The following is an 18596-nucleotide window of genomic DNA, read 5'->3' as shown; positions in this document are numbered from 1 at the left end:
TTGTCGTAATCGTGGTCGGATTTTTCGATTACGACAACGACAACGACAACGACAACGGACCCGGGATCTCAGTCACCACATCAGTTCTGATCGCACCCTGGCTCAGGCGGCACGCGGATCAGGTGTGACCATCTGGTAGACTTGGCCGCTGGCCGGTTCGCCGCCAAGGCCGACTCAACCGGTCGCGCCCGGCCAGAGACCGCCCTGACCAAGGTGTCGAGGCGCGGTTGACCCGGTTCGGTCCGTCCTGACCCTGGCGATCCGGGCGGCGTCGGTCTGCTACGTTGGTGACAGGAGAGACCTATGACCCCGGAAGCCAAGGCGCGCCAGGACATCGAGCAGCGCCTGATCGAGGCCGGCTGGGTGATCCAGGACTATCGGGACATCGATCTGGGCGCCGCCCGCGGCGTGGCCGTGCGCGAGTATCCGACCGCGACCGGCCCCGCGGACTATGTGCTCTTCATCGACCGCGAGCCCGTCGGCATCATTGAGGCCAAGCGTGCCGAGTCCGGCGAGAACATCACCACCGTCGAGCAGCAGACGCTGCGCTATGCCGTGGCCGCGCTGAAGTGGTGCGGCAAGACCGCCCCCTTGCCCTTCCTGTTCGAGAGCACCGGGGCCATCACCCGTTTCACCGACGCCCGCGACCCGGCCCCGCGCTCGCGCGAGGTCTTCCACTTCTTCCGGCCCGAGCAACTGGCGCATTGGCTCGCCGAGCCCGACACGTTGCGCCGCCGGTTGGCGAACGCCCTGCCGGCCCTGCCGAACGCCCTGCCGGCCCTGCCGACCGCCCGCTTGCGCGAGTGCCAGGGCGCCGCCGTCGGCGGGCTCGAGCGCTCGCTCGCCCGCAACCGCCCCCGCGCCCTGGCCCACATGGCGACCGGCTCGGGCAAGACCTTTACCGCCATTACCGCCGTCTACCGCCTGCTCAAGTTCGCCCGCGCCCGGCGCATCCTGTTCCTGGTCGATACGCGCAACCTGGGGACCCAGGCGCATCAGGAGTTCATGGCCTATACCCCGCCGGACGCCGCGCGCAAGTTCACCGAGCTTTACAACGTCCAGCGTCTGAGCAGCAGTACCATCGACCCCCAGGCGCAGGTGGTCATCAGCACTATCCAGCGCCTCTACTCGGTACTGTCGGGAGAGCCGCTCGACGCCTCGGCCGAGGAAATCTCACTCAACGAGTTACAGCAGACGCCGCAGCAGGCCAAGCGGGTCCGCTACAACGCGGCCGTCCCGGTCGAGACCTTCGACTTCATCATCATCGACGAATGCCACCGCTCCATCTACAACGTCTGGAAGCAGGTGCTCGACTATTTCGATGCCTTTCTCATCGGTTGACCGCCACCCCAGACAAGCGCACCTTCGGCTTCTTCAACGAGAACATCGTCAAGGAAACGCCCGAGACCCTGATCTTCGCCAAGACCGACAGCCATGCCGACGACATCATCCACTGCCTGCGCGAGGTCTATGCCCAGGGCAACGCCTTCTGCAAGAAGGTGACCTACAAGGCCGAGGACGACCCGGACAGTACGCTTGCGAGCTTTCGCAACGATCATTACCCGCGGATCGCCGTCACGGTCGATATGATCGCCACCGGCACCGACGTGAAGCCCCTGGAGATCCTGCTCTTCATGCGTGACGTGCGCTCGCGCGGCTACTACGAGCAGATGAAGGGGCGCGGCGTGCGCAGCCTGGATTGCGATGGTCTCAAGCGCGTCAGCAACAGCGCCGACAGCGCCAAGACCCGCTTTGTATTGATCGATGCGGTCGGCGTGGAGCGCTCGCTCAAGACCGACAGCAGGCCGCTGGAGCGCAAGCCCGGCATTCCGCTCAAGGACCTGCTGCAAGGGGTCGCCATCGGCCACCGTGACGACGACACCTTGCTGAGCCTCGCCAATCGCCTGGTACGCTTGGCCAAGCAGTTGGACGACAAGGCGCGGGCGCGGGTGGAGACAGTCTCGGGCGGGGTAACCGTGGCCGACCTGGGCAAGGGGCTCATCGCGGCCCTGAACCCGGACCGGATCATCGAGGACGCACTCGCCACGGCAGAGGCCCGCGGTATCACCAGGTCCGAAGACACCCTCACCGCCGGTGAGATCGCCGCCGCCCGCGCCGCGCGTGTCGCCGCCGCCTGTGCCCCGTTCGACCGCCCTGAACTGCGCGAGGTGATTGAGTCCGCCCGCCGCGAGCATGAACAACTGATCGACCACATCAACCTCGATCAGGTCACCTTCGCGGGCTACGGCGAGCAGGCCGAAGCCTAGGCGCGGAAGGCCATCCAGGGCTTCGCCGACTATATCGCCCAACACAAGGACGAGATTGCCGCGCTCGCCTTCTTCTACCAGCAGCCCTATCAGCGCCGCGCACTCACCTTCGAGATGATCGAGGAACTGCACGACCGACTCGGCCGCCCGCCGCTGATGCTGACCACTGAGCGCCTCTGGAGTGCCTATGCCCGGGTCAAGACCTCGCAGGTCAAGGGCGCGGACGCGCGGCGGCAGTTGACCGACCTGCTCGCCCTGGTGCGCTTCGCCATCGGGCTGGACACCGAACTGCGGCCGTTCCGGGAGCAGGTCGATAAGCGTTTCCAGGAATGGATCTTTCGCTACAACGCCCAGCGGGCGACCGCCTTCACGCCCGAGCAGACCGACTGGCTGCGGCTGATGAAGGAGCATATCGCGGCGAGTTGCAGTATCGGGCGGGGGGACTTCGATTATGCCGAGTTTTCGGATAAGGGTGGGTTGCAGAAAGTGTGGGGCCTGTTCGGCAATCAGTTGGATGCCTTGATGACGGAGATGAATGAGGCACTGGTGGCCTAGTACAGCAGGATGCTTGGTCTTGTGCTCCAATCCAGCCCCGAAGGGGCGTCACATACCAGCCCAGGGCAACGCCCTGGGTAGATCGATCCACCCGATCAGCCCTGAAAGGGCGTAACATAGATGCCTGATGGACCCACCAATGCCTCATGTCACGCCCTTTCAGGGCTGGTTGTCATGGTGAACCGCGAACCCAGGGCGTTGCCTTGGGCTGGTATGTCGCGCCCCTTTGGGGCTTGCAGCCTCGCAGAGGTCGGTTTACGCTGCGCTAACCCGGCCTACCCACTGATGGCGGAAATAAAGGTGCAGCTTGTCGCCTAGCCCAGGAGGATAATATGGATCTTACCAAGGCAGTGGATGAGATAATTGCGGAAGACAGGACGGGGTTACTGGCAAAGCACCTATCGTGGGAGCGCGTTGCATTACGAGATGTTGCTACCGTACTGAATGGCTATCCGTTCGACTCGGCGCATTTCAATCGTGTGTTTGGCGCGCCACTAATTTGCATTCGTGATGTGGTATCCGGCTCAACCAACACTTTCTATTCAGCCCCATTCGACGAGCAGTTCCTGGTAAACCGAGGAGATCTCATTGTCGGAATGGACGGCGACTTCAACTCGGCGCGTTGGTGTAGCGCGCCCGGTCTCCTGAATCAACGGGTCTGCAAGATTTCGTCGCATGATCACGTCTATTCCGGCAAGTTGCTAGAGTACGCGCTACCGGGATACCTTGCCGCAATCAACGCGGCAACCTCATCCATTACAGTCAAGCATCTCTCGTCGCGGACCATAGAAGACATCTCTTTGCCTTTGCCTCCACGCAAAGAGCAAGAGCGAATCGTCGAGAGACTCGAAGAAGTTCTATCTGATCTCGACGATGGCATCGCCGAGTTGAAGGCCGCGCAGAAGAAGCTGGTTCAATATCGACAGTCGCTGCTCAAGGCGGCGGTAGATGGCACCCTGACTGCATCATGGCGCGAGGCCCCAAAATCAGCAACCAGACGAGCCGAAAGAAACCGGCGCCCAGTTGCTCGAGCGTATCCTCGCCGAACGACGCGCCCGCTGGGAAGCCAAGCAGCCCGCCAAGTTTGCCGAACAAAGCAAGATCCCGTCTAAAGATTGGCAGGCAAAGTACACCGAACCTCTACGGCCAGACACCAAAAGCCTGACAGAAATTTCGGATGGCTGGACCTGGGCGACGATTGATCAGCTTGCCCAAGTCGGTACCGGCGTGACCCCGCTGCGCTCCAAATTGGCCTATTTCCATGAAGGAACCATACCTTGGATCACAAGCGGCGCATTAAACAGCGAGACTGTGATGGAAGCGACGGAACTGGTTACAGAACTGGCGTTGAAGGAGTGCCGGCTTCAAATCTATCCGTTGGGTTCGTTGCTGGTCGCGATGTATGGCGAGGGAAAGACGCGCGGCAAGTGCTCGGAGTTGCTGGTTCAGGCGACAATTAACCAAGCCATCGCAGCGCTTGTGTTTGACGCAGAATCACAAAGGTGTAAACCCTACCTAAAAGCGTTTCTGCTCACCAGTTATGAAAAGATGAGAGAGCAGGCATCCGGCGGGGTTCAGCCAGATCTGAATCTGCAAATTATTAAATCTATTTCAGTGCCGTTACCGCCAGTCGATGAGCAAGAGGAAATTAGCCAGCTATTGGCCGAGCAGTTCCAGCAGATTGGCCAGCAGCAAGCCGCAGTCGAGTTTGCCCTCAAACAATCCGCCGCCCAACGCCAAAACATCCTCAAAGCCGCCTTCTCCGGCCAACTGGTCCCGCAGGACCCCAGCGACGAACCCGCCGCCGTGCTACTGGAGCGCATCCGCGCCGAGCGGGCCGCCGCGGGCACCGGTAACGGCAAGCGCGGGCGCAAGACCCGGGCGCTGTCATGAACGCAGCAAGAGTTGTCGCGCCAAGGCGCCAAGCTCGCCAAGGTTTTTCACTACGTAATCTTCGTTGGGCGATTCACCCGGCAGGTAATCCGGCTACTGTACGCATCCCGAGGTCTTTCTTGGCGAGTTTGGCGCCTTGGCGTGATCAATTTCGGGACAGTCCGCAAATTGGGCAACCAGCGGTTGCCCAATTTACGGGCGGCCAGGCGCGACCGCTGGTGGCCGCCTTTGGGCAACCACTGATTGGCCAACGGCCCTGGGCACACAATAGCACCATGTCGGGCGCGTCGCCGCCGGTGCCGCCAGCGGCAAGCAGTCATTCGGCGCTTTGCGGAGGATATTGATATGTTGACGCGCCTGGAAGTCGATGGCTTCAAGTCATTCGAGAATCTTGTCATCGATCTTGCTCCACTCACGTTGATCGTCGGCAATAACGCGGCAGGCAAGAGCAATCTGTTCGACGTCATTCAACTGCTGGCAAATCTGGCTACCCGTGACGTGGCGGAGGCGGTCAAGGATATGCGCGGCGAGCCGTTGGAACTTTTTCGCCAGACGGCCGGCGGACGTTCCAGCCAGATTCGCCTGGCGGCAGAAGTCCTGGTTGATCCTGTGGTGCGCGACCCCTGGGGAAGCGAGGTAAAGCTCAGCCACACCCGTTTGCGCTATGAAGTCACGTTGGAGCGTCGAACGATCAAGCCCGGAATCGAGCGTGTTCAGGTCGCGCATGAGGCGGCACTTCCGATCATGCGTAAGGATGACAAATGGGCAGACTCCATGCGGCCCTCCAAGGCGTTTCGGGGTGCATTTCTCAAGTATGTACGCCAGAAGCCCTGGTTGACGACCGAAGGCTTGCCGGAAGGACTCACCTTCAGCGTTCATCAGGACGGAAAACAGGGCCGCAACCGCCCGGCCAGTGCGGCGGAAGCGACGGTGCTTTACAGCATCACGAAGGCGGAGTTTCCGCACCTGTTCGCATTGCGAGAGGAAATGCGATACTGGCGCCTGCTGCAACTCGATCCTGCCTTGCTGCGCAAGCCGGTGCCGGCAACGGCGCCCGATGTATTGACGGCGGACGGCTCTAACCTGGCCGCGGTCTTGGCGCAACTCAAGGCTGAGACGGCAACAAAAATCCGCCCCGTCGGCGTTCTCAGTGATATTGCGGCTGAACTGAACAACCTGATTCCAGGGATCACGAAGCTCGATGCGCAATTGCATGAGGCGAGCCGCGAATACCGCATCGAACTTACGATGCGTGATGGTTTGCCGTTCAGTTCACGGGTTATTTCCGACGGCACCCTGCGGGTACTGACGCTGCTGACACTCCTGCACGATCCGCGACACCGGGGGTTGATCTGTTTCGAGGAGCCGGAAAACGGTGTTCACCCGGCGCGAATCAAGCAGTTGATTCAACGTCTCCGGGACATGGTGACTGATCCACAGGGGTTTGGCGACGATGACGTATCGACACCCTTGAGCCAATTGTTGCTTAACAGCCACTCACCGGTCGTACTGTCCGCATTGATCAATAAGGAGTTGATGTCGGAACACCGATCGATCCTGTTCGCCGACACCGCCACTGTCTCCGATCCGCAGAAGCACGAGCAGCGCCGCAGAACCCGTTTGCGCCCGGTCCGTTTCAAGCCTCAAACGTCTCTTTTCAGTGAGGATGATGGGCCGCAGGGTTTCGTCTCGGATCTTGAAGTCAAACGAGTACTGGAAACCGTGAGCACCGGGGACTGCGTAAGCGGCGTGGTGTCTCACCCATGCTGAATGCACTGGGCGAACAAGTCTCCCTACAACGACTGCGGCAGCTTGACGCCTTTGCGGCGCTGGATAGCGAGCTGAGGCTGGCACTGCGACAACTGCGGATATTGGAATGAATGCATCGACCCTGATCCAGAAGATCTGGAACTTCTGCCACACCCTGCGCGACGACGGCGTCGGCTATGGCGACTACCTGGAGCAACTCACCTATCTGCTGTTCCTGAAGCTGGCGCACGAGTATGCCCAGGAGCCCTATGGCCGTGATACCCATATTCCCCGGGGCTTTGACTGGGCGAGCCTGCGGTCAAAGACGGGTGAGCCGCTGGAGGCGCATTACCTCAGCCTGCTGCACCGGCTGGGCCAGGGGACCGGGATGCTCGGGGCGATCTTTTTCAAGGCGCAGAACAAGATCCAGGACCCGGCCAAGGTCTCGCGGGCGCAAGACCTTCTCCGGCAATGAGATAGTGGCGAGCGCGCGCCGCCTGTGTCTGATGAATCTGTTCTTGCACAGTATCGGTGATTTGGACGATGAACCGATGGTCGACCGCGCGGACGCGCTGGTCGGTGATCCCGGTTGGCGGTATGACTATGTGCTGGCCAATCCGCCTTTCGGCAAGAAGAGCAGCATGACCATCACCAATGCGGAGGGTGAGGAGGACCGCGACGCGCTTACCTATGAGCGGCAGGACTTCTGGGAAACGACCTCAAACAAGCAGCTCAATTTTCTCCAACCCATCGTCACCATCCTCAAGGCCAGCGGCAAGGCGGCCGTGGTGCTGCCCGACAATGTGCTGTTCGAGGGTGGTGCGGGCGAGCGCATCCGGCGTAAGCTCTTGGAGACCTGCGAGGTGCATACCCTGCTGCGGTTGCCGACCGGGATCTTCTATGCCAACGGGGTGAAGGCCAATGTGCTGTTCTTCGACAATCGCCTGAAGGACGGGCAGGTCCATACCCAGGGCCTATGGATCTATGATCTGCGCACCAGTCGGCACTTCACGCTCAAGACCCGGCCGCTGAAGTTCGATGACCTGCGCGATTTCATCGCTTGCTATAACCCCGAGAATCGTTTTGAGCGCAAGGAGGCGGAGCGCTTCAGGTATTACCCCTATGCCGATCTGGTCGCGCGCGACAAGGCGAGCCTCGACCTCTTCTGGCTCAAGGACGACGCGCTGGACAACCTGGATGACCTGCCGCCCCCGCAGGTCTTGCAGCAGGAGATCATCGAGCACCTGGAGGACGCCCTGCTGGCGTTTCGGGACGTGGCGGCGGGGCTGGCGAAGTGACGGGGCTGGAGCCGGTGGCGTCGGAGCGGCCGGGTGCGATCCAGGCCGATGCGGTCGCGCGAACGCCGTAGGATGGGCAAAGCCCGCGCGTGACGATCCGGACCTGCGGTGGCGTCGCTCGGGCGTGCCCATCCGGGCCGCGTCGCGGTCTGGAGGATGGGCACGCTGCGCTTTGCCCATCCTACGATCGACGATCAAGCCGACCCGCATCCGTTGCGATCGCATCCGCAGCGGCCCCGCCGGTAGGGCGAGGCCCCGTCCCTGTGGTTAAATAGCGCCCTGACGCGCGCCCCGCGACCGCCCCAGTCCGAACCTCCCGCCATGACGCCCAAAGCCAGCCCCCGCACCGCCCAGGTCGAGCGCATGACCCTGGAAACACGGCCGTCAGACGTCTTAACCGGCCTTTGGCCATCATTGTCTGAGGTAGCTTGCCAGTGCTCCTGATTCCCGCCATCGATCTCAAGGACGGCCGCTGTGTGCGCCTGCGCCAGGGGCGCATGGAGGACGAGACTGTGTTCTCCGACGACCCGGTGGAGATGGCCGGGCGCTGGGTGGGGCAGGGCGCCCGCCGACTGCACCTGGTGGATCTCAACGGCGCCTTCGCCGGAGAGCCGGTCAACGGTGCGGCCATCCGCGCCATCGCCGCCCGCTATCCGGACCTGCCGCTGCAGGTCGGCGGCGGCATCCGTGACGAGGCGACCATCGCCGCCTATCTCGCGGCCGGGGTGAACTTCTGCATCATCGGCACCCAGGCCGTGACCGAGCCCGCCTTCGTCGCCCGTGCCTGCCGCGCCTTCCCCGGCCGCCTCATCGTCGGGCTGGACGCCAAGGACGGACAGGTCGCCATCCGCGGCTGGGCCGAGGTCACCGAACACCGGGTCGAGGAACTCTCCAAACGCTTCGAGGGCGATGGCGTCGCGGCCATCGTGTACACCGACATCGGCCGTGACGGCATGATGACCGGTCCCAACATCGCGGCGACCCGGGCCTTGGCCGCGGCGGTCGCGCTCCCGATCATCGCCTCCGGCGGCATCACCGACCTCGCGGACATCCGCGCCCTGGCCCAGGCCGCGCGGGTCGCCGACCGGCCGGGCATCACCGGCGCCATTACCGGCCGCGCCATCTACGAGGGCACGCTCGACTTCGCCGCCGGGCAGCGTCTCGCCGATGACTTGGCCGCCACCCCTTCCTGAGGAGCAAGACCCATGAGCGACACCTGGCTCGACACCATCAAGTGGGACGCGGACGGCCTGGTGCCGGCCATCGCCCAAGAGACCGGCACCGGCACCATCCTGATGATGGCCTGGATGAACCGCGAGGCACTCGCCCTGACGCGGGAGACCGGCCACGCCGTCTACTGGTCGCGCTCGCGCCGCAAGCTCTGGCACAAGGGTGAGGAGTCCGGCCACCAGCAGGTGGTGCGGGCCCTGCGCATCGACTGCGACGCCGACGTGGTGCTGATGGAGGTGGAACAGAAGGGCGGCATCGCCTGCCACACGGGCCGCCACCACTGCTTTTTCCGGGAACTGGACGGCGCGGGCCACTGGGTCGAGATCGCCCCGGTGCTCAAGGACCCGGACGCCATTTACCACAAGTCCTGAGGCCCCGCGGCCCGTAGGGGCGGGTTTCAAACCCGCCCCTACGATCCGCCATCGGCTATTATCCGGCTCATCACCCCACGCGCGTCAGCGACACCAATGAGTGCCACCGCCCAAACACTTGCCCGCGTCCACCGCCTCAGCGTGGCCGACTACCATCGCATGGGCGAGACCGGCATCCTCGGGCCGGAGCTGCGTACCGAGTTGATCGATGGGGAGATTATCGAGATGCCGCCGATCGGACACCCCCATGCCGGGACCGTCAAGCTCCTCGCCAACCTCCTGAAGGAGACCGTCGGGAGCGCCGCGGTCCTGGCCGTCCAAGACCCCGTTTGGCTCAACGACCATTCCGAGCCGCTGCCCGATATCGCCCTGCTGCGCCCCCGCTCAGACTACTACCGAAATGGTCATCCCGGCCCGGACGACGTGTTGCTGCTGATCGAGGTCGCCGACAGCAGCCTGCGCTACGATCGGGAGGTGAAGATCCCGCGCTACGCCCGGGCCGGTATCCCCGAGGTCTGGCTGGTCGACTTGGGCGGCAGCGCGCTCAGCATCTACCGGGAACCGGGCGCGAGCGGCTATGCGCAGGTCAGCAAGGCCGCCGACCTCGCGGCCGTACCGCTGCCCTTGGCCGGTCCGGTGGTCTGCGACCTCTCCGCCCTCTTCTGACACCGGGGCCAAGTCTGATCAGGGACGCAACCGCGGGGTCGGGTTTCAGCGCGCCGCCGCGTCAGGTTAGACTAGCGGCCCTCCCCACTTCCCACGCTCCACCGGAAACATGACCGACATACTCGAACGCCTGGCCGACGTCCTGGAAACCCGCAAGCAGGCGGACCCGGACTCCTCCTATGTCGCCCGGCTCTATGCCAGGGGGCTGGACGCGATCCTGAAGAAGATCGGGGAGGAGGCGACCGAGACGGTCATGGCGGCCAAGGACGGGGACGCGGACAAGATCGTCTACGAGGTGGCGGACCTGTGGTTTCACACCCTGGTGCTGCTGGCGCACCAGGGCCTGCGGCCGGCGCGGGTGCTGGCGGAACTGGACCGGCGCTGCGGCCTCTCGGGTATCGCGGAGAAGGCGGCGCGGGGTGAGCAGGGGGCCGTGAAGGAATCGTAACTTGCAATCCCGAAGCGACGCGCCGAGCGCGGCTGTCTTGCCAAAACGGTATGATAAAATAAGTAGATAGGCGTGCTGTCCGGGTCCGCCAGGCCAGCGAGCAGCGCTCGCGGTGGGGTGCCGGGCGTCGTTGTCGTTGTCGTGGTCGTAATCGTGGTCGTATTATTCGACAACGACAACGACAACGACAACGACAACGTACCCGGGATCTCGGCCAACACATCAGTTCCGATCGCACCCGGCGTCCGCCGCGCATACCTCCACCGCGGGGATTGGAGTATCATAAAGGATCTGCGGCGGCGCGGGCGGTGCCCGGTCCGTCGGCCAAATCAACCTGAATTCAGACCGCTTGCGAGCGGTGGCGGAGAAGACCATGGGCCTTGGTGGTTTGCATGTCTGGCACCTGTTGATCCTGTTGGTGGTCGTGCTGCTGGTGTTCGGCACCAAGAAGCTGAAGAACATCGGCCAGGACCTGGGCGATGCGGTCAAGGGCTTCCGCAGCGCCATGGGCTCCGGTGAGAAGGGCGAGGAGCCCAAGCAGATTGATGAGTCCGCGCCGCGGAGCGCGGCCGATCCGGCACCAACAGCCGCACGGCCCAAGGTCGGGGCGCCGCCCGCGGCCGGGGACTCGCGCTCCGATTGGCCGAACTCCTGATTCCGTTGCATTCCGCGTCTTGATCAGGCGTCCATAGGGCCTCGCGATGTTCGATATCGGCTTCTGGGAACTGCTGGTGGTCGGCGTGGTCGCCCTGGTGGTGATCGGCCCCAAGGACCTGCCCAGGGTGGCGCGTCTGGCCGGGCTCTGGCTGGGGCGGGCGCGCCGCACCCTGGCCACGGTCAAGGACGAGATCGACCGTGAGTTCAAGGCCCAGGAACTTCAGGACATCCTGAATAAGCAGGCGCAGGGCAACCCGCTGCAGCGCATCCTGGAGGAGCCTGTGGTGTTGCCGCCGCCCGCGCCCGGGGCCGATGCCGAACCGGGGCGACACCTGTCCGAGCCGCCCGAGCGAACCGCCACGAAATCCTAACCCGGCCCCCGAAGGCGCCTGATCCGCGAACCAGCCGATTCGCGTTTTTGCGCGTTTTTCGTGGACCCATTCCGGCCCCCGCGGACGCGCGGATTGCCCCGAGACCTCCTCATGGCCCCGTCCACCGAACCCGATGACCCGGGCGCCGAACAGCCCTTTCTCTCCCACCTGGTCGAACTGCGCGATCGGCTGATCTGGATGCTGGCCGGGGTCGGCGTGGCCCTGGTGGTGACCTTCCCCTTTGCCAACAGCATCTATACCTATGTCGCCACCCCGCTGATCGCAAAGCTTCCGCAGGGCAGCCACATGATCGCCACCCAGGTGATCTCGCCGTTCCTCGCGCCCTTCAAGCTGGCCTTGGTGGCGGCCGTGTTCCTGGCCATGCCCTGGCTGCTCTATCAGCTCTGGGCCTTCGTCGCCCCCGGCCTCTATCGCCACGAGAAGCGCCTGGCGATCCCGCTCCTGGCCTCCAGCGTCATACTCTTCTATGTAGGCATGCTGTTCGCCTACTACCTGGTGTTTCCGCTCATCTTCGGCTTCATGGCCGCAACGACCCCGGAAGGTGTGGCGATGATGACGGACATCACGGCCTACCTGGACTTCGTGCTCGCCCTGTTCTTTGCCTTCGGTGTGGCCTTCGAGGTCCCGGTCGCGACCATCCTGCTGGTCGCCATCGGGATCACGACCCCCGATGCCCTGGCCGCCAAGCGCCCGTACATCATCGTCGGGGCCTTCGTGGTCGGTATGGTGCTGACGCCGCCCGATGTCTTCTCCCAGACCATGCTTGCGATCCCGATGTGGTTATTGTTCGAGCTGGGGGTCTTCCTCTCCCGCATCCTGGTCCGTGACCGGGCCGCCCGGGAGGCGGCCGAGGCGGCCCAATGGCCTGGTCCCGGCCCGGTCCCACCTCCCGCGCCTCCAGGCGGCGGTGGCCGCCCGCCCGCCCTGGCCGGGACGGGCAGCGACGCCCTGCGGGGGGGCGAGTTGGAGCCCGATGACGCTGGCCCCCCGCCGGACTGGCGTCCGCTGACGGACGAGGAAATGGAGTCCGAGTTGGACCGGGTCGATGCCGAGCAGGCGGCTAACCGGCCGGCGTCCGCGCCAACATCCGCGCCAGCCCCGCTCGATCGGGTCGAGGAGAAGATCCGGCGGGCCAACCGGCTGCGCGAACTGGAGAACCACTTCGCCGCCCGGCAGGTGCTCTACGAGGTGTTGGAGGAGGGCGACGAGTCCCAGCGCCGCACCGCGCGCAACATCCTCAACTCACTCAACGGGTCCTGAGCCGGGGGCGGGCAGCCAGTCCGCACGCCGGGCGTCAGGGTTGGGTGAGGCCCGTGCGGGCCTGTCGAGGCGGAATCTTAACGTATTGCTTTTCTCAATGGATGCTATGGGCTAGTATCGAGTCCTTTACTACGGACCGAGCGTGACCGACCATGGCCTCTGGATCCCAGATCCACTACAAACAGAATCGATTGAAGCAATTGCGGGCCTTTTGCCATGCGGCCCGCACCGGCAGCGTCAGTGCCGCCGCCGACAAGATCTTCCTCAGCCAGCCGACCGTGTCACTCCAGATCCAGGCCCTGGAGCGGGAGTTCGACACGGTCCTCTTCGAGCGGCGCGGCCCCAAAATCCGCCTGACGCCCGAGGGCCAGCTCCTCTTCGAGATGGCCGCCCCCCTGGTGGAGGGCATGGACCGGCTCCACGACGCCTTCGCCGTCCAGTGCGGGCGGGTCGATCAGGGGGCGCTCAACATCGCCGCCGGTGAGTCGACCATCCTCTATATCCTGCCGGAGCCGGTGCGCAGCTTCGTCCAGCAGTATCCCGGCATCGAGCTGAAGCTGCATAACGTGACCGGGCGCGACGGGCTCGCCATGTTGCGCGCGGACGAGGCGGATCTTGCCGTGGGCTCCCTGATGGAGGTCCCCGACGACATCAACTACCGCCCCTTCGTCACCTACCGCCCGACCCTGATCACCCCGAAGGACCACCCCCTGGCCGGGCGGGAGTCCGTCACCCTGGCGGAGATCGCGCCCTTCGAGATGATCCTGCCGCCCCGGCACTTAAGTACCTGGCGCATGGTGGATCTCGTGTTCAAACAGCACAATCTGGCCTACCGGGTGACCCTGGAGGCGGGCGGCTGGGAAGTGATCAAGAAATATGTGGAGTTGGGGCTGGGCATCTCCATCGTCACCGACGTGTGCCTGACCGGTGAGGATAATCTGGCCCGGGTGCCGTTGGATCAGTATTTCCCCAAGCGCAGCTACGGCATTGTGCAGCGGCGCGGCAAGTTCCTCTCACCCCAGACCAAGTGCTTCATCAAGATCCTGGACCGCGCCTTCGTCGACCGCGTCGTGGAGGCGGTGCCGGAGCAGGTGGGCGAAGAGCCGCACTGGGATGATGCGATGCTGGGGTGATGAGCGCGCCTGCTGAGGGGTCAATCCCGCCGCAGGGCATCGGAGATGGCGATGGGGGTCGGAAAGCGCAGGACCACCAGGTAGGACGAGGCGAGGAAGGTCAGGACGGTGGCGAACTGGAGGCTGTAGGCGGCCCGCTCGCCCAAGGCGCCGGTGGTCAGGGCCAGGCCGGCGATGAGGAGCGAGAATTCGCTCAGTTGTCCCAACCGGAACCCGATTTCCCAGGCCCGCGCCGGAGGCTCGCCGGTGTGGACCAGGAGCAGGCGGAAGATCGCCGGCTTGAGCACCAGCGCGGCGGCGGCGAGGAACAGGGCGGGGGTCAAGACGTCAGCCGCCATCCCCAGGTTGAACTGCGCCCCCACCCCGAAGAAAAAGAGCACCAGGAAAAAGTCCCGCAACGGCCGCAGGCTCTCGGCAATGTAGAGCGCGATGGGGCTCGACGCCATCGCGACCCCGGCGATGAAGGCCCCGATTTCAGGGGAAAGCCCCAGCAAGCCCGCCAACTCTGCCATCCCCAGGCACCAGCCGATGGCGATCAGGAAGATGTATTCGCGAAAGCGGTCGTAGCGGCGGATGAGCGGGATCAGGACGAAGCGCGCCGCGAGCCCCGCGAAGACCACCAACCCGGGCAGCGTGAGCACCAGCAAGGCGATCTGCAGCCAGGGGGTGGCGCCCGCGGCCAGGCCCTTGAGGAACAGGAGCAGGGCGATCGCGAGCAGGTCCTGCAACAGCAGGATGCTGATGATGATCTCGCCGATGCGCTGATGGTGCAGCACCGTGGTCGGGAGCAGTTTGAGTCCGATGATGGTGCTGGAGAAGCCCATGGCGGCACCGACGATCAGGGCCTCGACCGGCGTGAAACCGGCCAGCAGTCCGATCCCCCCCCCGATGATCAGGAGCAGCACGGCGCTGCCCACGGTCACCAGCGTGGTCCGGCGCAGGCTGCGGGCCAGGTCCTGCGGGGTGAGATCGAGCCCCAGGAGGAACAACAGGAACATGATGCCCACCTCGGCAGACTGGGAAACCAGGGTAGCGTCGCCCACCAGGGCGAGCCCCCAGGGACCGAACAGCATGCCGAGCCCGATATAGGCGACCAGGAGCGACTGGCGCGCGGCCAGGGCGGCGGTGGCGAGGATCGCGGCGCCGGTGAAGACCAGAAAAAAGGTGAAGACGATCGGGTTTTGGGTCATGGTTGCCCCTGGGGTCTGCCTGGGGCCGGTGCCGGTCCACGCGGGTGCACGGATTTTGCCATGACTGGGGCTAGGGAAAACACCTGTTCCTGACGTGTTCGAGCGGACCGTTCAGGGGGCATCGATGCCCGTCGGTCGGCCACCCCTCGCCGGCCGACGGCCGCCCGGCCTGTTTCGATACACAAAAGCGGCTGGCTTCAAGGGCCGCGGCGGCAGTCCCGGTCCGGGCTGGCAGGCATAATCGTGTACCAAGTGACGAACCTGCTTGTTTATCCTTTAGGGCCGCACCCGTGAGCGCTGGATGGGGCAGGCACTCATTGAAGTCTGCGTGCAATGGACTGCCGAGCCGCCAAGGCGTGGTGGCTTGCCCGACCTGCCGCTCTGGGGCCTCACGACCTGCTCGTGGGCCACGAACAGCACCTGATTGTGTAACCCATCATCCATGGACCTAACGAAGAGAATCGGCCAACGCCTGCGCGCTGCACGCCAAGCGCAGGGCCTAAGCCTTTCCGACCTGTCGGGCCGTACCGGCTCCTTGTCCAAGTCACGCATCAGTAACTACGAACAGGGCATCCGCCGCATGGGACTCGAAGAGGCCCAGGAGTTGGCGGTTGCCCTGGGCACCGTGACGGCCACTTATCTGCTGTGCCTGGACGACAAGGACCCCCTGTCCCAGGACGAGCGCCACCTGGTGGATCGCTACCGCGATACCGATTCCCGTGGCCGGGAAACGATCCTCAAGGTCGCCGAGACCCAGGCCATCTACCGGGTGGAAAACACCCCGAAAGCGCCGGACGGCGAGGGGGGAGAAGGGATACCCGCGGGGAGTTAGTGGGGGGTTACACAAAAAGTCCTGAGGCGGGGTCACTTGGTGTGTGCTTAGACGGTCAAGAGGGCGCCGCCGTCGCGGCGCAAAGGGGCGCCGCGGGTGATTGGGTGCTGGTTGACACCGGCGTCGGCGTGTCGGTGAGGGTGGGCGCAGCGTGGACAGGTTGGGGCGGCGATGCCATCCCCGACCGAGGAGTGGGGGCGTCCCGCCCCCGCGGCAGTGCGGCGCGTCCGCGACGCCGTCAGCGACCCGCCCCGACACGAGGTCGGGGCCGCGATGGGCGCTATTTGTAGGCGCCGACCCCGCAGAAGAAGCCGTCCTTGTTGGCCATCACATAGCTGGTCTTGGCCTTGATCTCTTCCGTGCCCGGGTAGGGCCACTTGTAGTCCACCCAGCCCTCCTTGGAGGTCTTGACCTTCGCGATCATGTTCTTGAACAGCTCGTCGCCGTACTTCTTGAAGTCGAGCAGATTCTTGCCGACCAGTTCCGGCTTGAGCGGGTGGGAGAGCATCTTCCCGTCCATGTCCATGCAGAACACGTAGAGGTCCTTGGGCTTGAACTCCGCGGTGGAGAAGGCGGCGAAGGCCTTCTCCTTGCCCTGGGTGTTGACGGTGGTCTGGGCCTTCTGGGACAGGGCCTTGGCCTCGTCCGGGGTGCCGGTATCGGCGGCCGACGCAACGCCGCTCAGCAGCGCGGCGCAGCCGACGACGGCGCAGGCGATCAGGGTCTTCTTCATCGAATGTCTCCTCGTTTCGTTGTGGTGGTGGAACGGGGCGACGATAGCCCAACCTTGGGCGTCGCGCCAGACCCTTGCACCAAAAATCCGGCGATAGCCCACGCCAAGGCGCCGCGGGGTCGCGTCGGACGCCTGCCAATGCCCCGCATCGGCCCATTCCCGGGTGCGGGACTTGGGCAAATGCACCAAGATGAAGCGGTAGCGCTCGCGCTCTCTGATCATTTGCGCCGGAAGTTCACCCCTGGGGCGCTGGCCCGTCATTTGCATCATGCCCTCGGTGCGGGTGCGTCCCAGGTGATCGCACCGACGCGGCTGGTGCACGGCACGGAAGTCGGCGGCGGTGTTTGGTTCCAGAGCCCCCGCGCCTGACTCTGCCTGTCGGCTGGCCGCGTCCAGCCGCGGACCACGCCCTTTCTTCCTCCATCTTCTTCCTTCATCGCCACATCTCGGGGAGTTACATCGATGCGCAAACGCGACATGATCAAACGGTTGGTACTGGGCGCGGGCCTGGCCCTGGGGCTCACGGCGGCCGTGGCGGCGGACGAGCCGATCAAGGTCGGGGTCCTGCACTCGCTCTCGGGTACCATGGCCATCAGTGAGACCACGCTCAAGGACACGGTGCTGATGCTGGTCGACGCGCAAAACAAGAAGGGCGGTCTGCTCGGCCGGCAGTTGGAGGCGGTGGTGGTCGACCCGGCCTCGAACTGGCCCTTGTTCGCCGAAAAAGCGCGCGAGCTGTTGGCGAAGGACAAGGTGGCCGTGGTGTTCGGCTGCTGGACCTCGGTCTCACGCAAGTCCGTCCTGCCGGTCTTCGAGGAACTCAATGGTCTCCTCTTCTACCCGGTGCAATACGAGGGCGAGGAATCGTCCAAGAACGTGTTCTACACCGGTGCGGCCCCCAACCAGCAGGCGATCCCGGCGGTGGATTATCTGATGAACGAGTTGGGCGTGCAGCGCTGGGTCCTGGCCGGCACGGACTATGTCTACCCGCGCACCACCAACAAGATCCTCGAGGCCTATCTCAAGCAAAAGGGGGTGGCCAAGGAGGACATCATGATCAACTACACCCCCTTCGGTCACTCCGACTGGCAGTCGATCGTCGCCGACATCAAGAAGTTCGGTGCCACCGGCAAGAAGACCGCCGTGGTCTCCACCATCAACGGCGACGCCAATGTGCCCTTCTACAAGGAATTGGGTAATCAGGGCGTATCCGCCGAGACCATCCCGGTGGTCGCCTTCTCGGTGGGCGAGGAGGAACTCTCCGGCATCGATACCAAGCCCCTGGTCGGACACCTCGCCGCCTGGAATTATTTCATGAGCGTGGAGGCGCCGGAGAATGCCGCCTTCATCACCAAGTGGCACGAATTCATCAAGAACCCCAAGCGCGTCACCAATGACCCGATGGAGGCGACCAAGATCGGCTTCGACCTGTGGGTGAAGGCGGTGGAGAAGGCCGGCAGTACCGACACCAATAAGGTCGCGGCCGCCATTATCGGTCTGGAGACCCCGAACCTGACCGGCGGAATCGCCAGGATGCTGCCCAACCACCACCTCACCAAGCCGGTGCTGATCGGCGAGATCCAGGACGACGGCCAGTTCGCCGTCGTCTGGCAGACCGCGGGTACCGTCCCGGGCGATGCCTGGTCCGACTACCTGCCTGGTTCCAAGGACCTGGAGGCCGACTGGACCGCGCCCATCAAGTGCGGTAACTACAACACCAAGACCAAGAAGTGTCTGGGTGCGCAGGCGGCGAAATAGGGGTCTGCCGGGGCGGGGCTGCGCAGCGGCCCCGCCCATCGTTGCGCCGATACCTCAAGAAGGAAATTCTCTCACGGAGACACAAAGACACGGAGAAAGAGGCTTTGTTAAGTAACGAGCCAAGAACAAGTTAAACATAATCGTTGTCGTTGTCGTTGTCGTTG

At 64.2% G+C, this 18596-nt stretch carries 21 protein-coding genes; 19 read left to right on the top strand and 2 right to left on the bottom strand.

The window, feature by feature from the left end; all coding sequences use genetic code 11:
• The first annotated feature begins 303 nt into the window (after positions 1-303).
• The 16 genes from QZY48_RS08055 (at position 304) to QZY48_RS07980 (ending at position 13919) form a co-directional block, all read left to right on the top strand.
• Complete coding sequence (locus tag QZY48_RS08055; RefSeq protein WP_295429927.1) at positions 304-1341, top strand: DEAD/DEAH box helicase family protein; 1038 nt, start codon at positions 304-306, stop codon at positions 1339-1341.
• Positions 1338-2267 carry a hypothetical protein gene (locus tag QZY48_RS08050; protein WP_295429925.1) on the top strand — a complete coding sequence of 310 codons (930 nt, stop codon included), beginning with the start codon at positions 1338-1340 and terminating at the stop codon, positions 2265-2267. The genes QZY48_RS08055 and QZY48_RS08050 overlap by 4 nt, the downstream gene beginning before the upstream one ends.
• 12 nt (positions 2268-2279) lie before the next feature.
• Complete coding sequence (locus QZY48_RS08045; protein ID WP_366929652.1) at positions 2280-2822, top strand: type I restriction-modification enzyme R subunit C-terminal domain-containing protein; 543 nt, start codon at positions 2280-2282, stop codon at positions 2820-2822.
• Between the two features lie 332 nt (positions 2823-3154).
• Entirely contained in the window at positions 3155-3934 is a 780-nt protein-coding gene (locus tag QZY48_RS08040) for a restriction endonuclease subunit S (RefSeq protein WP_295429923.1), read from the top strand.
• Positions 3846-4715 carry a restriction endonuclease subunit S gene (locus QZY48_RS08035; protein ID WP_295429921.1) on the top strand — a complete coding sequence of 290 codons (870 nt, stop codon included), beginning with the start codon at positions 3846-3848 and terminating at the stop codon, positions 4713-4715. Before QZY48_RS08040 ends, QZY48_RS08035 begins: the two co-directional genes overlap by 89 nt.
• 345 nt (positions 4716-5060) lie before the next feature.
• A complete protein-coding gene (locus tag QZY48_RS08030) occupies positions 5061-6485 on the top strand; it encodes an AAA family ATPase (protein WP_295429919.1) in 1425 nt (474 codons plus the stop codon).
• A gap of 106 nt (positions 6486-6591) precedes the next feature.
• Positions 6592-6939 carry a type I restriction-modification system subunit M N-terminal domain-containing protein gene (locus tag QZY48_RS08025; RefSeq protein WP_295429916.1) on the top strand — a complete coding sequence of 116 codons (348 nt, stop codon included), beginning with the start codon at positions 6592-6594 and terminating at the stop codon, positions 6937-6939.
• Between the two features lie 31 nt (positions 6940-6970).
• On the top strand, positions 6971-7762 hold the full coding sequence (locus QZY48_RS08020; protein WP_295429914.1) for an N-6 DNA methylase: 792 nt from the start codon (positions 6971-6973) through the stop codon (positions 7760-7762).
• A 434-nt stretch (positions 7763-8196) separates the two neighbouring features.
• Positions 8197-8955, top strand: coding sequence for a 1-(5-phosphoribosyl)-5-[(5-phosphoribosylamino)methylideneamino]imidazole-4-carboxamide isomerase (hisA, locus tag QZY48_RS08015; RefSeq protein ID WP_295429911.1), 759 nt, complete (start codon positions 8197-8199; stop codon positions 8953-8955).
• A gap of 12 nt (positions 8956-8967) precedes the next feature.
• Entirely contained in the window at positions 8968-9363 is a 396-nt protein-coding gene (gene hisI, locus QZY48_RS08010; RefSeq protein ID WP_295429910.1) for a phosphoribosyl-AMP cyclohydrolase, read from the top strand.
• A 96-nt stretch (positions 9364-9459) separates the two neighbouring features.
• Positions 9460-10029: a Uma2 family endonuclease gene (locus QZY48_RS08005; protein ID WP_295429908.1), complete on the top strand. Its 570-nt coding sequence runs from the start codon at positions 9460-9462 to the stop codon at positions 10027-10029.
• 109 nt (positions 10030-10138) lie between these two features.
• The gene (locus tag QZY48_RS08000) at positions 10139-10477 is read left to right on the top strand and encodes a phosphoribosyl-ATP diphosphatase (protein WP_295429906.1); all 339 of its coding nucleotides are present in this window, start codon (positions 10139-10141) and stop codon (positions 10475-10477) included.
• Between the two features lie 373 nt (positions 10478-10850).
• Positions 10851-11132: a Sec-independent protein translocase subunit TatA gene (tatA, locus tag QZY48_RS07995; protein ID WP_295429904.1), complete on the top strand. Its 282-nt coding sequence runs from the start codon at positions 10851-10853 to the stop codon at positions 11130-11132.
• 46 nt (positions 11133-11178) lie between these two features.
• Positions 11179-11505, top strand: a complete 327-nt coding sequence (gene tatB / locus QZY48_RS07990) for a Sec-independent protein translocase protein TatB (protein ID WP_295429902.1) — start codon at positions 11179-11181, stop codon at positions 11503-11505.
• A gap of 111 nt (positions 11506-11616) precedes the next feature.
• Positions 11617-12786 carry a twin-arginine translocase subunit TatC gene (tatC, locus tag QZY48_RS07985; protein ID WP_295429900.1) on the top strand — a complete coding sequence of 390 codons (1170 nt, stop codon included), beginning with the start codon at positions 11617-11619 and terminating at the stop codon, positions 12784-12786.
• A 152-nt stretch (positions 12787-12938) separates the two neighbouring features.
• On the top strand, positions 12939-13919 hold the full coding sequence (locus QZY48_RS07980; protein WP_295429898.1) for a LysR family transcriptional regulator: 981 nt from the start codon (positions 12939-12941) through the stop codon (positions 13917-13919).
• Positions 13920-13939: 20 nt separating this feature from the next.
• Here the strand turns inward: QZY48_RS07980 and QZY48_RS07975 are convergent, their stop codons facing one another.
• Entirely contained in the window at positions 13940-15109 is a 1170-nt protein-coding gene (locus QZY48_RS07975) for a cation:proton antiporter (RefSeq protein WP_295429896.1), read from the bottom strand.
• Positions 15110-15551: 442 nt separating this feature from the next.
• Between QZY48_RS07975 and QZY48_RS07970 the strand changes: the two genes are divergently transcribed.
• A complete protein-coding gene (locus QZY48_RS07970; protein ID WP_295429894.1) occupies positions 15552-15941 on the top strand; it encodes a helix-turn-helix transcriptional regulator in 390 nt (129 codons plus the stop codon).
• 280 nt (positions 15942-16221) lie between these two features.
• On the opposite strand, the gene QZY48_RS07965 is transcribed toward QZY48_RS07970, so the two are convergent.
• Positions 16222-16674: a cache domain-containing protein gene (locus QZY48_RS07965; protein WP_295429892.1), complete on the bottom strand. Its 453-nt coding sequence runs from the start codon at positions 16672-16674 to the stop codon at positions 16222-16224.
• A 180-nt stretch (positions 16675-16854) separates the two neighbouring features.
• On the opposite strand from QZY48_RS07965, the gene QZY48_RS07960 reads away from it, so the two are divergent.
• On the top strand, positions 16855-17043 hold the full coding sequence (locus tag QZY48_RS07960; protein ID WP_295429890.1) for a hypothetical protein: 189 nt from the start codon (positions 16855-16857) through the stop codon (positions 17041-17043).
• Between the two features lie 93 nt (positions 17044-17136).
• Entirely contained in the window at positions 17137-18432 is a 1296-nt protein-coding gene (urtA, locus tag QZY48_RS07955; RefSeq protein WP_295429888.1) for an urea ABC transporter substrate-binding protein, read from the top strand.
• The last annotated feature ends 164 nt before the right edge of the window (positions 18433-18596 follow it).

Origin of the sequence: uncultured Thiodictyon sp. (assembly GCF_903828115.1) — a bacterium.
In the GTDB taxonomy this organism is placed as follows: domain Bacteria; phylum Pseudomonadota; class Gammaproteobacteria; order Chromatiales; family Chromatiaceae; genus Thiodictyon.
The sequence above is the reverse complement of the archived record's forward strand: the minus strand, read 5'-3'. Positions and strand labels throughout refer to the sequence as shown.

Excerpts from the sequence above, each read along its gene's own strand:
- QZY48_RS08055 (WP_295429927.1), top strand. The coding sequence starts at position 304 with ATGACCCCGGAAGCCAAGGCGCGCCAGGACATCGAGCAGCGCCTGATC.
- QZY48_RS08040 (WP_295429923.1), top strand. The coding sequence starts at position 3,155 with ATGGATCTTACCAAGGCAGTGGATGAGATAATTGCGGAAGACAGGACG.
- QZY48_RS08030 (WP_295429919.1), top strand. The coding sequence starts at position 5,061 with ATGTTGACGCGCCTGGAAGTCGATGGCTTCAAGTCATTCGAGAATCTT.
- QZY48_RS08025 (WP_295429916.1), top strand. The coding sequence starts at position 6,592 with ATGAATGCATCGACCCTGATCCAGAAGATCTGGAACTTCTGCCACACC.
- QZY48_RS08020 (WP_295429914.1), top strand. The coding sequence starts at position 6,971 with ATGAATCTGTTCTTGCACAGTATCGGTGATTTGGACGATGAACCGATG.
- hisI (WP_295429910.1), top strand. The coding sequence starts at position 8,968 with ATGAGCGACACCTGGCTCGACACCATCAAGTGGGACGCGGACGGCCTG.
- QZY48_RS08005 (WP_295429908.1), top strand. The coding sequence starts at position 9,460 with ATGAGTGCCACCGCCCAAACACTTGCCCGCGTCCACCGCCTCAGCGTG.
- QZY48_RS08000 (WP_295429906.1), top strand. The coding sequence starts at position 10,139 with ATGACCGACATACTCGAACGCCTGGCCGACGTCCTGGAAACCCGCAAG.
- tatA (WP_295429904.1), top strand. The coding sequence starts at position 10,851 with ATGGGCCTTGGTGGTTTGCATGTCTGGCACCTGTTGATCCTGTTGGTG.
- tatB (WP_295429902.1), top strand. The coding sequence starts at position 11,179 with ATGTTCGATATCGGCTTCTGGGAACTGCTGGTGGTCGGCGTGGTCGCC.
- tatC (WP_295429900.1), top strand. The coding sequence starts at position 11,617 with ATGGCCCCGTCCACCGAACCCGATGACCCGGGCGCCGAACAGCCCTTT.
- QZY48_RS07980 (WP_295429898.1), top strand. The coding sequence starts at position 12,939 with ATGGCCTCTGGATCCCAGATCCACTACAAACAGAATCGATTGAAGCAA.
- QZY48_RS07975 (WP_295429896.1), bottom strand. The coding sequence starts at position 15,109 with ATGACCCAAAACCCGATCGTCTTCACCTTTTTTCTGGTCTTCACCGGC.
- QZY48_RS07970 (WP_295429894.1), top strand. The coding sequence starts at position 15,552 with ATGGACCTAACGAAGAGAATCGGCCAACGCCTGCGCGCTGCACGCCAA.
- QZY48_RS07965 (WP_295429892.1), bottom strand. The coding sequence starts at position 16,674 with ATGAAGAAGACCCTGATCGCCTGCGCCGTCGTCGGCTGCGCCGCGCTG.
- QZY48_RS07960 (WP_295429890.1), top strand. The coding sequence starts at position 16,855 with ATGCACCAAGATGAAGCGGTAGCGCTCGCGCTCTCTGATCATTTGCGC.
- urtA (WP_295429888.1), top strand. The coding sequence starts at position 17,137 with ATGCGCAAACGCGACATGATCAAACGGTTGGTACTGGGCGCGGGCCTG.